We start from the raw sequence: 13,066 nt of genomic DNA, 5'->3' as shown, positions 1-13,066 counted from the left end.
ATCCCGACTGCCTTAATCCAATGCCACTCACACCCACGCAGCTCCAATCCCGATTCGCAGCGCTCGATGCCTTCCTCCTGGAGCATCAAGCCCTGTGGCGCCCGCGCCCCTTCACCCATCACCATCTACCGTGGGAATCGCAGCACCCGGAGCTGTCACGCTGGCTGCGGCAACGTTCGCTCGAAGAAGCAGAAGCCGCACACAGCCACCCCGAACTTCTCGATGCGCCTCAGCCCTTTGCTCAGCTGGCCTTACAGTCGAAGGCGTTAAGCGAGATCGACGCGCTGCCGCCCGTTAGTCTGGCGCCTGTGTCATCGCGCATGAGCGTCGACGTACCTGGCCGCAAATGGCAGCAAATCGAAGCCTTCGCCAGCCGCTTGAGCTTTCAAAGGCAGCCAACCCACTGGCTGGATTGGTGCTCGGGCAAAGGCCATCTCGGTCGACGCCTCGCCCATGGCGGTCAATTGCTGACCTGCCTGGAATACGATGCGGACCTGGTTGAATCAGGAAGGCAACTCAGCGAAAAACTGGGCATCACCGCCGACCATCTGCACCAAGACGTCATGGCCGACGATGCAGCCAGGCGTCTGGGAACGCATCACACGCCCGTCGCCCTCCACGCCTGCGGCGACCTTCATGTGCGCCTCATGCACCTCGCCAGCGACGCACGCTGCCGACAACTGGCCATCGCGCCCTGCTGCTACAACCGCATCGTCGGCGAGCACTACCTGCCGATCTCCCAGCGGGGCAAAGCGTCCGCGCTTACGCTCTCCATCGACGACCTCGGCCTGCCCCTCAGCGAAACCGTCACCGCCGGCGCCCGTGTACGCCGCCAGCGCGACATCTCCATGGCTCGCCGCCTCGGCTTCGACCTGCTGCAGCGAGAGCTGCGAGGCGTCGACGACTATCTACCAACGCCGTCGCTGCCCGGCGCCTGGCTCGACAAACCCTTCGCCGACTACTGCCGGGACCTGGCTGAACTCAAACAACTCCCCTCCCCCGGCATTCAGGACTGGACGGCACTTGAGGCGGCGGGCTGGAGGCGTTTAGCCGAAGTGCGCAACCTCGAGCTGCTGCGCAATCTCTTCCGCCGGCCGCTGGAAATGTGGCTCATCCTAGACCGCGCGCTTTATCTGACTGAGTGCGGCTACGACGTGCACATCGGCACCTTCTGCGACAGCCAAGTCACTCCGCGGAATCTGCTCATTCTTGCAGAACGACCATGAGCGTTTTTTGACGCGCGCACCTGTGGATAAGTCTGTTGATTAAATTCCAGCGAACGCCCGGAATTCCTGCTGTGAGGGGATGTAACCATTTGTTCATTTTTTAGTCAGCGTAAAATTGGCGCTAAAACAGTAGCTTGCGAACGATTGAGAATGGTTCCTGAATCTGACCGATCGTCGCCTTAGGTTTGTGCGGATTGTGAATAACGGTAATCACCTTCTGGCATAAGGCCGCCGAAAAAACTGAAATTAGGGCTTTACTCGCCAGATCAAATCCCTATAATCAGCGCCCACAACGCCGGTATAGCTCAGTTGGTAGAGCAACTGACTTGTAATCAGTAGGTCCCGGGTTCGACTCCTGGTGCCGGCACCAGATTTAGCAAAAAGGCTCACCGAAAGGTGGGCCTTTTTTGTTTGAGCGGGTTTAGCAATCATCCATCAGGCAACCTCAATTTGCTCCGCTCCTCACCAAGCCTGCCCCCTCTTTAGCGTCTAGTCTCTTCCGCACCCCTGAACGAGAGACTTACCATGCCTCAGCCAAACAATGCTCCATCACCCCGACCGGCCCCGGACTTCAACGCACTCCTGCGCGCGAATCTGGAACAGGTGTTCAACGAGCGAGATGCCAATAAACGCATCGCTGCCATCCAACAGTTATTCTCCGCTGAACCCACGATGTACGAGCCAGAAGGCGTCGTCACCGGACAGGCCGCTATCTCCGACGTTGCAGGCGCACTGCTTGAGCAGTTCGGTCCCGACTTTTCCTTCGTCGCCCAGGGCGTGGCGGTGGGGCATCACGGGATGGCTTACCTGCGCTGGCATGCGGGACCGAAGGAAGGTCCGGTGGTTGTAACGGGCGCGGATGTGGCCGAAGTCGTCGACGGCAAGATCGTCCGGCTGTGGGTCTTGCTGGATCCGCCAGCGCAGTAAATCCGCCAAAAATCTCCGGCGTTCCGTGCGTGGTAGGCAGGCGTGAAAGCGTCTGGCGTAAGGGCGGCGGTGAACCTTCGGCGGTGTCGGGGCTCAGTTGTGCAGAGTCACTCTTGCGATCGCCAAGAAGGATCTGTCATGGAAAACCCTGCTCTTTCAACCCTGCCTCCTCCTCGTGCGCAGCGTGAGCTGAGTGCGCGTGCGGTGCTCACTGGCGCGGTGCTGGGTGTTTTGCTGACGCCTTCGAACGTTTACGCCGGGCTGAAAATCGGCTGGTCCTTCAACATGTCGATCATCGCTTTGCTGATCGGCTTTGGCGTGTGGCAGGGCCTGGCCAGAAACCGCCAGATGGGTCCCTCGTGGTCGCTGCACGAAAGCAACATCAACCAGACGGTGGCCTCAGCGGCGGCCTCGATTATCTCCGGCGGTTTGGTCGCGCCGATTCCTGCGTACACGCTGCTGACGGGGCATCAACTGGACCCATTGCCGATGATGGCGTGGGTCTTTTCCGTGAGCTTTCTGGGCGTCTGGATCGCATGGTATCTGCGCCCTACCCTGCTGAACGACCACGGCCTTACATTCCCCGAGGGCATGGCGACGCTGGAAACGCTGCAGCACATTTACCATCACGGCAAAGAAGCGGTGGCGCGGATCAAGGTGCTGTCTGCGGCCGCGTTGCTGTCCGGCGGGTTGAAGTGGATCGACGAGTTTGTCTGGGCAATCCCGCGCTGGGCTCCCAATCCCGGGCTGGAACGTCTGACGTTCACGTTGGACCCTTCGCTGTTGCTCATCGGCTTCGGCGGCATCATCGGCATACGCGTGGGCCTGAAGCTGATGCTCGGCGCAGCGCTGGCATGGGGCGGGCTCGCGCCGTTTCTCATCGACCACGCGCTGGTGGTGCTCGCCCCGAATGCCAGCGGTCCTCAATTTGCCAAGCTGGTGGAATGGCTGTTGTGGCCGGGCGTGAGTTTGATGGTGTGCGCGACCCTGACGTCATTGGCGGTGCGGGTCTTTCAAGTGCCGAAGCGCACGCCGGCTGACCCGTATCCGCGCGCCAAAGTGCGCTTCTCGTCCATACCCGCCCTGGGCATGTTATTCGCGGTCACTCTGGTTGTGTTGCTGCAGGTGCAGTTGTTTGAGATTGACCTGTGGATGGCACTGCTCAGTATTCCCTTGGGTATTTGCCTGGCCGTGGTCGCGGCGCGAGTCGTGGGCGCCACCGGCATTGCGCCGATTGGCGCCATCGGCAAGCTGTCGCAGTTGAGCTTCGGTTTGATTGCTCCCGGCCAGGTAGCGATCAATCTGATGAGCGCCAACACGGCTGGCGGCGCTGCCGGCCAGTCCACTGATCTGATGAACGACTTCAAGGTAGGCCTCGGGATTGGCGCAACGCCGCATAAACAGCTCATTGCCCAATGCATCGGCATTTCGATTGGCAGCGTAGTCGGCGTTCTGGTGTATCTGGCGCTGATCCCGGACCCACAGACGATGCTGCTCACTGAGGAATGGCCGGCACCGGCTGTTGCAACCTGGAAGGCAGTGGCGCAAACACTGACCCACGGGCTTGCGTCGCTGTCACCCGAGGTGCGGTGGGCGATCGTAATCGGCAGCGGGTTTGGCGTGCTGCTCGGGGCACTGGACAGCCTGCTGCCGGAACGCGCGGCCCGCTGGTTACCCAGTACCGCTGCGCTGGGGCTGGCCTTCGTGTTGCCGGCCTCCACCTCGGTGATGATGGGTCTTGGAGCAGTGCTGACCTGGCTGGTCAGCCGCGGATGGCCGCGCATCACCGAGCGCTTTGCGATCACTGCGGCTGCGGGCCTGATCGCTGGTGAGAGCATCACCGGCGTGGGCGCGTCGTTCTGGGAGATGCTGCGCAACATCTAGGCGGCTGGCAAATTCGGAGCGGTTCAGCGCCCTTCCCGGGCATCGAGCCGCGTAATCCATCGTTGCGCCTGGGCGTGCTGGACCAGGAAATCCACAAACGCCCTCGTTTTCGCAGGCAGTAATTTCTGACTGGAGAAGTACAGGTAGATCTGCCCCGCATCCACGTACCACTCGGGCAGAACCCGTTCCAGGCTGCCATTCTCAAGGTAAGGCAACACATCGGGTACAGCCAGCAACGCGATGCCCAACCCCAGACGCGCACATTGACACAAAGCTTGGGGGTCGTTGGCCAACAGCCGGGGTTTCAACTCCAATGGCATCTGCCCATCTTCAGGCCCCTGAAGCGTCCAGCTTCTTATCTTGCCGGTCTGCACCGAACGCATGGCGAGATGATCCAGCGTCGCCAAGTCTTCTGGTCGGCGAACACTTCTTTTGGCAGACAAGTACTCGGGGGATGCGACGAGCACCAGGTGAGCGGGCGCTATGTTTCTTGCGACAAGGCCCTGGGCCAGCTCGATTCCTCCGCCAATGGCGGCATCAAATCCTTCGGCAACGAGGTCCACCTGACGGTTCTCCAGGCTCCACTCGGGCACCACATCGGGGTACTGCTTCAGGAATTCAGGCATCAGGGGCAGCAGAAAATCCTTGCCGAATCCTGGGGCGGCGGTAACCCGCAGGACGCCCGAAGGCCGGCCAGCATTTCCGGCTAAGTCTTCAATCGCAGCCTGAACACTTTCAAGACCTGCCTCCACATTGCTCAGGAAGCGCTCGCCCGCCTCGGTCAACGTGAGCTTGCGCGTGCTGCGCTGGAACAATCTCACGCCAAGGTTAGCTTCCAGCTGGGCAACGTTACGGCTGACTGCAGCCGGGGTTAGCCCCAGACGACGGGCAGCGGCGGAGAAACTGCCGGTCTCGGCGCTACGCACAAATGACAGCAAATTACCCATCGTTTCCACGTTTAGACCTTCAAGCATTCGTTGAAAGTAATTCTAGCGATTACCTACTACTGGCGAACAGCTGAAAAGCGTCTCATAGCCTCATCAACTCACTGATCGAGGCTCAACACATGAACATTTCCACTCTTCCCCTCTCTGGCAAAATCGCTGTCGTTACCGGTGGCTCACGCAGCATCGGCGCGGCCATTGCCAAACGTCTGGCTGCAGACGGTGCCACCGTAGCCATCACCTATAACGCGTCGCCGGACCGCGCCAGCACCGTGGTGAACGACATCATTGCGTCCGGCGGCCAGGCCATCGCATTAGCGGCTGACGCTGGCAATCCTCAGGCAGTTCGGGCCGCCATCGACGACATCGCGCAACGCTTTGGGCGTATCGACATTCTGGTCAACAACGCGGGCATCAGTGTTCTTGGCGCACCGGAGGACATTGCGTTCGAAGACTTCGAGCGAATCCTTGCGGTTAACGTGACCGGTGTTTTTGTCGCCACTCAGCAAGCGCTTAAACACATGGGTGAAGGCGGGCGAGTAATCCACATCGGGAGTTCGATGGTGCAACACGCCGCTTTCGGCACTGCATCTGCCTACACACTGACCAAAGGTGCGCTGACCGGCTTCAGTCGTGGGCTGGTGAGGGATCTGGGCCCACGAGGCATTACGGTCAACACTGTGCACCCTGGCCCAACGGACAGCGACATGAACCCGGCCGACGGCGCAGTGGCTGACTTTGTTCGACCGAACATCGCCGTTGGGCGGTATGGCGAGGGCAAGGACGTCGCGGGCGCTGTTGCCTATCTGGCCAGCCCGGACGCCGGGTTCGTGACAGGGGCGGAATTAATGGTCGACGGCGGCTTCACTGCCTAAAGGGGATTGCCATGAACATCAGCATTATTGGAGCAGGTGCCATCGGCACCGCTATCGCCCGACTGTTAGTCAACGCAGGCGTGCCCGTCAGCATCGCCAACAGTCGCGGCCCCCAAACCCTCGCGTCTCTTACCGCTGAACTCGGACCACTGGCCAAGGCTGTAAACGTCCGGGAGGCCGGTCAAGCGGAGATTGTGTTCCTCGCCGTGAACTGGTCAAAGATTGCGGATGCGGTTCAAAAGGTCGGGCCTTGGGATGGTCGAATCGTGATCGACGCAACCAATCCGATCGAAGCACCATTGTTCAAAGCCTTTGACCTCGGCGGCAAACCATCATCGCAGGTTGTCGCGCAGATGCTGCCAGGCGCACATCTGGTGAAGGCGTTCAATCACCTTACGCCCGCGCTGCTCGCACATCCTTCGGCTGAGGGTGGAAAGCGCGTGCTGTTTTATTCGGGCGAGCACGGCCCAAGCAAACAGCGCGTCGCGGGCCTCATTGATGAGCTGGGCTTTCATGGCATCGACCTGGGCAGTCTTGAACAAGGACTACCTGCGCAATTTCCAGGCGGTCCGCTTCCGGGACTGAACTTGGTCAAGCATGGATAAAGCCGCGCTCCCATGCGCCTGAACACAGGCGCATGGGGGTTCGAACATGGCGTTGGGTTGCCTGCCGAAACCGGCGCAGTCCGTGCTTTACTAAGGCCCATTCACGCCGGGAAACCTTATGACTGACCTCGACCTGTGTGCCGCCCAATATTGCTCAGTGGCAGGCGACCTCAACGCCAATCTCGACCGACATGCTCAGGTCATGCGACTTGCCGCCCATCACGGCGCTAAATTTCTCTTGTTCCCGGAGCTTTCTTTAACCGGTTACGAGCCTTCGCTCGCCAGCAACCTTGCCCTTAACGCTGACTCCCAATTGCTGGAGCCGTTACGGGACCTGGCGAAACAGTCAGGGATGACCACTGTGCTCGGCGCGCCCCTACGCCAGTCGGGGGCGGAAGAAGTCTTCATCGGCGCACTGGTTTTTTGCGCTGACGGCTCACAGATCACCTACACCAAACAGCACCTGCATCCGGGCGAAGAGGTCGTTTTCACTCCGGGACAAGGCGGCCCGCTGGTGACCGTCGGTGCGGGGCAGATTGCGCTGTCAGTCTGCGCGGATTTCAGTCACGCCAGTCACGCACGGACTGCGGCGCAGGAAGGCGCCGGTATCTACGCCGCCAGCGTCTTGATCAGCGACAACGGCTATGAGCATGACAGTGGCTTGCTACAGGGCTACGCGCGGCAACATGCTTTTGGGGTATTGATGGCCAACCACGGCGGCGTCTCTGGAGGATGGGCCTGCGCAGGTCGAAGCGCGTTCTGGTCGCCTGATGGAGAACTCGTCGTGAGCGCGGCCGGTGCGGGGGATTGTCTGGTTATGGCCCGCAGACGGCGAGGCGCGTGGGAAGGCGAAGTTTTGCAGGCCTTGTAGAGCGCTCCCGACATCAACCGCGCCACCGAAGCAGTTATCGTTAATCTCCACGCCTGACATCAGGCGCCAGCGCCGGCATACCATGCCATGGGCGTCGTTGTGACCCAGACACAGGAGGTTGAAATGGCCAAACCTACACTGCATCTCATGTGCGGAAAGATTGCATCCGGAAAATCTACGCTGGCGAACGCTCTAAAAACTGAGCAAGCAGCGATCCTATTGACCGAAGACCATTGGCTCTCAAGACTCTACCCAGGCCAGATCCACTCGGTCGCAGACTACGTAACACTCTCAAGAAGACTCCGAGATGTCGTAGGCCCTTTAGTCATCGACATGCTAAAGGCCGGGATCAATGTGGTTCTCGATTTCCCCGCCAACACTCCCGGAGACCGCCACTGGTTACGGAGTCTGGCGGATACCGCCCAAGCCTCTCACAGCCTTCACTTCCTCGACGTCGACGACGACACTTGCCGAGCCCGGCTGCACCTTAGAAACGAGCGCGGCGAGCATGATTTCGCAGCAACTGACGCTGAATTCGATTTGATCACCAGCTACTTCCAAGCCCCAGATAAGGAAGAAGGGCTAAACATAGTCATTCACCAGGATCGTTCCTAAACGGCTGCCACCCGGAGCGAACCAAACCGTCAGGTTCAAATGGCGCCCTAAGATTCAGAGCGCCCCCTCCCCCATCCCGCCCCCATCGAGTAACGTATACCCATCCAACGGGCCCTCGCGTCTGCGTCAGGACAGCGACCCGCCATCAGAAACACGATAGAAGGCCCAACCGTGCACAAAGTCCGATTGATCAAGTACGTCTGGACCCACCAGACCCCGGAGATTTCATCTGAATGGTCCAAGCTGCTTTACGAAGTGGAACTGCCGTTCGTCCCCTTCCATGGATTGAACATTCAGTTGCCGATGCAGCGCGTCTGGCGGATTCGGGATGTGGAGTGGAACGTAGAGGAGCAGACCTTTCGGTGCCATATCGAAGATCAGTTCATGAACTTGCTGGACGTGGATGACTCGTACGAGGACTGGATCGAAACTTTGCTGGAATGTGGCTGGGTGCTGAGCGGCCGCTACACCAATGAGCACAACAAGACCTGATCCGCCTTTGCTCGAATTTTTCCCCGAAACTTACGCAGGATGCGCGCTGTGCCCGGCAGAGACGACTAACCAATGCCAGACTGGATAGCAAGCCAGGCACAAGACCTGTATTGACGCCCTATTCCCTTTGAGCATGACTGCCATGAAATGGATTTCCTGTTGTATCCGTTACGCGGCCGGTGCGCTCTTGGCGTGCTCGTCGATGGCGTATGCACTTCCTTTTGTTGACGTGTACGTGGCCGAGGCTCCGCCACTGACCATGGCCAGCCAGGGTGACCAGCACGGGATAGCGGGCGACATCACCCTGCAGGCCATGGGAATGGCCGGGTATTCCGCTCACCTGCTCTCACCTCCGTGGCCACGGGCGCAACGGGACGTGATGCTGGGCACCAACAAGCTCATCGCGCCGCTGACCCGCACACAAAGCCGTGAAGACAGCTTCACCTGGATCGCTCCGGTGATGACGATGGACCGGGCGTTTTTCAGCCTTGATCGTCATGTCGACAGTTTTGAAGAGGCGCGCCAGACCTTCAAGATGATCGCCGTCGGCAGTGGCTCGGCACAGGAGACGCGGTTACGTGAGGAAGGTTTTTCAGCCGCTCAGATTTATCCGCTGAAGATCGGCGAGAACCCGGCGCTGATGTTGCTCAAGGGCCGGGTGGATGCGTGGTTTAACGGCGTGCCGGAAACGCTCTACATCTGGAAGCAGATCAGCGAACGGCCGCTGTTGATGAGCAGGCCGTTGATGACCGCCGACCTGTATCTGGCGTGCTCGAAGGATTGCGACCCTCAGATGGTCGAGAAGCTCAGGGCTGCGATCGGCAAGCTTCAGTCAAACGGGTCGATCAAACGCGTCCAGCATGACTATCTAAAAGGGCTACCCGTCCAGTGATCGGGTCAGCCCTGCTCCAACGCTCATGCTTGCCTGTCACGGCAGCAAAATCACCTTGTCAGCGCCGCCTTGATTCACATCGGCGTAACGCGCCAGGCCTTCTTCCAGCGGCGATTCAATCAGGCCGGTTGGCAGCGGCAAGGTGCCGTCGTCGAACTGTTTGCCGAACTGCTCAAGCATCCGCGCGCAGGCTTCAACGCCGTACAGCAGCGAGTTGATCCCCACCACCGAACCGCCCTTGCGGTACAGCGCCAGCGCGGGCAGTTGCACGTGACCGTCCGTTGGCGCGGCGATAATTGCGATGCGACCGAATTGCGCCAACGCAGGCACAGAAGCCGGCAGCCAGAAGCCGGTGGTGTCGAAGATCACGTCGGCGCCGCCTGCAAAAACCGCGTTCACTTGAGCGCCCAGGTCTTCTGGCCTGTCGAGCTGGATCGCGTTGAAGCCTTGCTCTTGCAGCGCTTTCAGCTGGTCCGGTTTACGCACCGCTGCCAGCACCTGGGCGCCGCGTATCTTCGCCAATGCGATGGCGGCGCTCCCCACTGCACCACTGGCACCGATGACCAGCAACCGAGTGCCAGCCTGCACGAGGCTGCGCTCGAGCGCGTCCCACGCTGTGGTGTACGGAACCCCCAGGCTGGCGGCTTGGCTGAAAGTCAGCGACGCCGGTTTGATCGCCACGCCTCTGGCCGACAGGGTGATGTAGCCCGCGTGGGAGCCGTCGCGGACAAAGCCGATTTCCTTGCCAGTGCCCCACACTTCTTTGCCGATCAGTTCCTGCGGGCCTTCAACGACAACGCCCGCGAAGTCACGACCCGGAATGCGAGGCATCGTGGTGTAGGGGAAACGACCCAGGACGTTTTTGACGTCGCTGGGGTTCAGGCCTGCGGCCTTGATCTGCACCAGAACTTCGCCAGCCGCCGGGACAGGCGTGGGCAGATCGACGACTTCCAGCGCAGCCAGGTCGCCGGTGCGGGAAAATTGCAGAGCTTTCATATGGATTCATCCAGAGTGGGGAAAGGAAAATCGTCGATTCAGGACGCCAGATTGGACAAGAACTGCTTGCCCACCGGCCACAGCCATTCACCGGCTTGCATGCCGAGCAGGCCAACCAGTGCGACCAAAGGCGGTGCGGGTGAACGGAAATCCAGCAGGCCGTACAGCAAACCGACGGCGATACCGATGGCAAGGGAAATGACGTAGCTCATGACAGACTCCGGTGCGTGGGACGCGCGACTCGATGGCGGCGCGACTGCGTTAAGCGATGACCAGAGTGTAAGGAGGGTCGGCAGGCGCTACCGGCCAAGAGCTTCTGAATTTCGGACAGAAGCACCGCGCGCGCTAGCTAGCGGGATCTACAACCGGGTACTGGGAAGGCGCCATGCCCAGTTCGCGGCGAAACATGTCGCTGAAGCTGCTCGGCGAATACCCCATTGAACGGGCGATGGCGTTGACCGGTACGCCCTGGATGATCTCCGCCACCGAGGTCGCCAGTTGCACCTGACGCCGCCATTCGGCGAAACCCATGCCGAGCACCGCCTGAAACAGCCGGGACAGCGTCCGCACGCTGGCACCGGCGTTTTCGGCATGCTGCTCGAATGAGACGTCGATGGACGGCTCGATCATCACCGCCTGGCACACGCTCATCAGCCTGCGGTCGCTGTCATCGGGCATCGGCACTTTCAGCAGTGAACGCCGGGCGCGCTTGAGTTCGAGCAACGCCAGGTTCACCACGGCCTCGTAGTAGTCCGACTCCTTGTCCTGCTCGGCCACCAGACCGACGATCAATTCGCGCAACAAGCGCCCTACTTCCAGGACCTGAACCGTGGCGTCGAGGGTTTGGGCGAGCGCCGGGCGCAGGTAGATGTTGCGCATTTCCAGATCCGACACCACGCGGATGCCATGGGGCACGCCGGGCGGCAGCCAGACCGCACGCTGCGGCGGCACGACCAGCGCTTCATTGGGGGTCTCGACCCACATCACGCCCGACATCGCATACAACACCTGCCCCCACTCATGCTCATGGGGCTCGATGTACAACCCGCGTGGATAGGTCCGTGACAAAGGTTGCACGGGGACGGCGGTATCGGTGAGGTCGGGTGGCGCAGCGATTGCCATGGCGAAACCGAAGGGATTGAGATGCGGCGATGGTAGCGGGAGAGCAGGCTGGATCGCCAGTTCGGTGAAGGCTCATAGCAGAACGCCCCGATCTTGCGACCGGGGCGTCAGGGTAAATCAGTCAGCTCTTCAGCCGATCAACATCAAAACACGTTGATCGGGTAATCCACGAAGATCCGCGTTTCATTACCGCCAACGTTGTACTGATCCACGTCGTTGGAGACGCGCAGGAACGAGTTACGCAGGCGCACCGACAGGTCTTTGACCGGGCCGCTCTGGACCACGTAGGTCAACTGGCTGAACAGTTCGCGCTCTTCGCCACGCCCACGGTCGCTGCCGTCGTCGATGTTGTCGCCGCGTACGTAGGCCACACGGTAGCTCAGGCCCGGAGTCACGACGGTGGACAGGTTCACGCCATAGCCCACCTGCCACGACCGCTCGTCTTTGCCGTTGAAGTCAGACCAGTAGGAGTTGGCCAGATAGATGGTATTGCCGCCATCGCCGGTGCCGCCTGCGTTGCGGTAGCCGCCGTAGGTGTAACCGGTCTCGCCGGTGCTGCGCTGATGCGCCAGAGTAAACGAGTGGATGCCCACCGCCCAGGTCGCCGCCAGGCTCCAGATCTTGTTGTCGCGGGCGTCGTCGACGGCGAAGTCTTTGTCCAGTTTGGTCTTGTAGCCGTTGAAGTCGAAGGTCAGCGACTGATCTTTCGGCATCGCCCAAACGTAATTCAGGTTCACGTACTGCTTTTTCAGCACGTCTTCGTCGTCAGAGGCGTAAAACGCGGCGCTGAGGGCTTCGGTGAATTTGTAACTGCCGCCGTAAACGTTGATGCTCTTGAGATCACCGCTGTCGCGGCCTTCGGCGCTCTTGCGGGTCTCGGCGGTGAAGCGGCCAGCCACCAGCGTGAGGTCCTTGATCTCTTTGGAGGTGATCATGGTGCCGGTGTAGGACTCAGGCAACAGACGCGAGTTGTCGTAATTGAGTACTGGCAGCTCCGGCATCATGTCGCCGTATTTCAGTTCGGTATTGGAAACCCGGAATTTGACCGCGCCGCCAAAGCGCGACAGGTCGTCTGCCGCGTTACCGCTGTCGCCCTGTTTGAAGAAGTCGATACCGCCCGCGCCGCTCTTGCCCTTGCCACCGTCCAGACGCGCTGCGTACAGACCGAAGGCGTCAACGCCAACACCCACCACGCCCTGGGTGAAACCGGACGTGTAGCCGGCCATGAAAGCCTGACCCCATTCCGAGCGGTCCTGCGGTCCGTTTTTGTAGTCGCGATTGATGTAGGCGTTACGCAGGTTGATCTTCAGGCTGCTGTCTTCGACGAAGCCCTTGGAATCTGCCTGACCGTCCGCCATGGCGTGAGTGGCGGCAAGGATGCCCAGAGCGAGCAGGCCGATACGCTGTTTCATCTTGTTGTCCTTGTGAGCAGATTAATCGCGCGCTGTGGCAAATGCCCGGGGTGGGCAGTTGCGTCCCCCGGAACTGGAGCAGTTCCGGAAGCCCGCACGAATCATCGCAGTGGACTACTGATGCACGTACATGGCGCTAGGCCACAGGCGGTGGGGCCGCGAATGCTATCCCCGGCCTGCCGGGGTGTCAATTTGATGAAAGTCA

14 protein-coding genes and 1 tRNA gene are annotated in these 13,066 nt (G+C 60.4%); 10 read left to right on the top strand and 5 right to left on the bottom strand.

All coding sequences use genetic code 11. The features are described from left to right. The first annotated feature begins 20 nt into the window (after window positions 1–20). The 4 genes from FX982_RS08835 to FX982_RS08820 all read left to right on the top strand — a co-directional run bounded on the left by FX982_RS08835 (window position 21) and on the right by FX982_RS08820 (window position 4,037). Window positions 21–1,226, top strand: a complete 1,206-nt coding sequence (locus FX982_RS08835; protein WP_172610370.1) for a methyltransferase — start codon at window positions 21–23, stop codon at window positions 1,224–1,226. 294 nt (window positions 1,227–1,520) lie between these two features. After that, a tRNA-Thr gene (locus FX982_RS08830) sits at window positions 1,521–1,596 on the top strand. Window positions 1,597–1,751: 155 nt separating this feature from the next. Beyond that, entirely contained in the window at window positions 1,752–2,153 is a 402-nt protein-coding gene (locus FX982_RS08825) for a nuclear transport factor 2 family protein (protein ID WP_172610369.1), read from the top strand. Between the two features lie 138 nt (window positions 2,154–2,291). Then, entirely contained in the window at window positions 2,292–4,037 is a 1,746-nt protein-coding gene (locus FX982_RS08820; protein ID WP_172610368.1) for an OPT family oligopeptide transporter, read from the top strand. Window positions 4,038–4,060: 23 nt separating this feature from the next. Here FX982_RS08820 and FX982_RS08815 read toward each other — a convergent pair whose 3' ends face one another. Further along, window positions 4,061–4,993: a LysR family transcriptional regulator gene (locus tag FX982_RS08815; protein WP_172610367.1), complete on the bottom strand. Its 933-nt coding sequence runs from the start codon at window positions 4,991–4,993 to the stop codon at window positions 4,061–4,063. A gap of 110 nt (window positions 4,994–5,103) precedes the next feature. Between FX982_RS08815 and FX982_RS08810 the strand changes: the two genes are divergently transcribed. The 6 genes from FX982_RS08810 to FX982_RS08785 all read left to right on the top strand — a co-directional run bounded on the left by FX982_RS08810 (window position 5,104) and on the right by FX982_RS08785 (window position 9,331). Beyond that, window positions 5,104–5,856: a 3-oxoacyl-ACP reductase family protein gene (locus FX982_RS08810; protein WP_172610366.1), complete on the top strand. Its 753-nt coding sequence runs from the start codon at window positions 5,104–5,106 to the stop codon at window positions 5,854–5,856. An 11-nt stretch (window positions 5,857–5,867) separates the two neighbouring features. Then, window positions 5,868–6,461: an NADPH-dependent F420 reductase gene (locus tag FX982_RS08805; RefSeq protein ID WP_172610365.1), complete on the top strand. Its 594-nt coding sequence runs from the start codon at window positions 5,868–5,870 to the stop codon at window positions 6,459–6,461. A gap of 118 nt (window positions 6,462–6,579) precedes the next feature. Then, window positions 6,580–7,332 carry a carbon-nitrogen hydrolase family protein gene (locus FX982_RS08800; protein ID WP_172610364.1) on the top strand — a complete coding sequence of 251 codons (753 nt, stop codon included), beginning with the start codon at window positions 6,580–6,582 and terminating at the stop codon, window positions 7,330–7,332. A gap of 123 nt (window positions 7,333–7,455) precedes the next feature. Further along, a complete protein-coding gene (locus tag FX982_RS08795; protein WP_172610363.1) occupies window positions 7,456–7,947 on the top strand; it encodes an AAA family ATPase in 492 nt (163 codons plus the stop codon). A 171-nt stretch (window positions 7,948–8,118) separates the two neighbouring features. Then, a complete protein-coding gene (locus tag FX982_RS08790; RefSeq protein WP_037016364.1) occupies window positions 8,119–8,439 on the top strand; it encodes a hypothetical protein in 321 nt (106 codons plus the stop codon). Window positions 8,440–8,641: 202 nt separating this feature from the next. Continuing rightward, window positions 8,642–9,331: a substrate-binding periplasmic protein gene (locus FX982_RS08785; RefSeq protein WP_254074883.1), complete on the top strand. Its 690-nt coding sequence runs from the start codon at window positions 8,642–8,644 to the stop codon at window positions 9,329–9,331. 36 nt (window positions 9,332–9,367) lie between these two features. On the opposite strand, the gene FX982_RS08780 is transcribed toward FX982_RS08785, so the two are convergent. From FX982_RS08780 to FX982_RS08765, 4 genes are all read right to left on the bottom strand, one after another. Continuing rightward, window positions 9,368–10,327 carry a quinone oxidoreductase family protein gene (locus tag FX982_RS08780; protein WP_172610361.1) on the bottom strand — a complete coding sequence of 320 codons (960 nt, stop codon included), beginning with the start codon at window positions 10,325–10,327 and terminating at the stop codon, window positions 9,368–9,370. A 38-nt stretch (window positions 10,328–10,365) separates the two neighbouring features. Further along, entirely contained in the window at window positions 10,366–10,539 is a 174-nt protein-coding gene (locus FX982_RS08775; RefSeq protein ID WP_074889899.1) for a DUF1427 family protein, read from the bottom strand. A 133-nt stretch (window positions 10,540–10,672) separates the two neighbouring features. Continuing rightward, window positions 10,673–11,449 (bottom strand): AraC family transcriptional regulator, encoded by a 777-nt coding sequence (locus FX982_RS08770; RefSeq protein ID WP_172610360.1) that lies wholly within the window; start codon window positions 11,447–11,449, stop codon window positions 10,673–10,675. A gap of 143 nt (window positions 11,450–11,592) precedes the next feature. After that, window positions 11,593–12,861, bottom strand: coding sequence for an OprD family porin (locus FX982_RS08765; protein ID WP_172610359.1), 1,269 nt, complete (start codon window positions 12,859–12,861; stop codon window positions 11,593–11,595). Window positions 12,862–13,066: the final 205 nt, after the last annotated feature.

This window comes from Pseudomonas graminis (assembly GCF_013201545.1).
In the GTDB taxonomy this organism is placed as follows: domain Bacteria; phylum Pseudomonadota; class Gammaproteobacteria; order Pseudomonadales; family Pseudomonadaceae; genus Aquipseudomonas.
The sequence above is the reverse complement of the archived record's forward strand: the minus strand, read 5'-3'. Positions and strand labels throughout refer to the sequence as shown.

What these genes read in the sequence shown, in the direction of transcription:
- FX982_RS08835 (WP_172610370.1), top strand. Translation starts at nt 21, where the DNA reads ATGCCACTCACACCCACGCAGCTCCAATCCCGATTCGCAGCGCTCGAT.
- FX982_RS08825 (WP_172610369.1), top strand. Translation starts at nt 1,752, where the DNA reads ATGCCTCAGCCAAACAATGCTCCATCACCCCGACCGGCCCCGGACTTC.
- FX982_RS08820 (WP_172610368.1), top strand. Translation starts at nt 2,292, where the DNA reads ATGGAAAACCCTGCTCTTTCAACCCTGCCTCCTCCTCGTGCGCAGCGT.
- FX982_RS08810 (WP_172610366.1), top strand. Translation starts at nt 5,104, where the DNA reads ATGAACATTTCCACTCTTCCCCTCTCTGGCAAAATCGCTGTCGTTACC.
- FX982_RS08805 (WP_172610365.1), top strand. Translation starts at nt 5,868, where the DNA reads ATGAACATCAGCATTATTGGAGCAGGTGCCATCGGCACCGCTATCGCC.
- FX982_RS08800 (WP_172610364.1), top strand. Translation starts at nt 6,580, where the DNA reads ATGACTGACCTCGACCTGTGTGCCGCCCAATATTGCTCAGTGGCAGGC.
- FX982_RS08795 (WP_172610363.1), top strand. Translation starts at nt 7,456, where the DNA reads ATGGCCAAACCTACACTGCATCTCATGTGCGGAAAGATTGCATCCGGA.
- FX982_RS08785 (WP_254074883.1), top strand. Translation starts at nt 8,642, where the DNA reads ATGGCGTATGCACTTCCTTTTGTTGACGTGTACGTGGCCGAGGCTCCG.
- FX982_RS08780 (WP_172610361.1), bottom strand. Translation starts at nt 10,327, where the DNA reads ATGAAAGCTCTGCAATTTTCCCGCACCGGCGACCTGGCTGCGCTGGAA.
- FX982_RS08775 (WP_074889899.1), bottom strand. Translation starts at nt 10,539, where the DNA reads ATGAGCTACGTCATTTCCCTTGCCATCGGTATCGCCGTCGGTTTGCTG.
- FX982_RS08770 (WP_172610360.1), bottom strand. Translation starts at nt 11,449, where the DNA reads ATGGCAATCGCTGCGCCACCCGACCTCACCGATACCGCCGTCCCCGTG.
- FX982_RS08765 (WP_172610359.1), bottom strand. Translation starts at nt 12,861, where the DNA reads ATGAAACAGCGTATCGGCCTGCTCGCTCTGGGCATCCTTGCCGCCACT.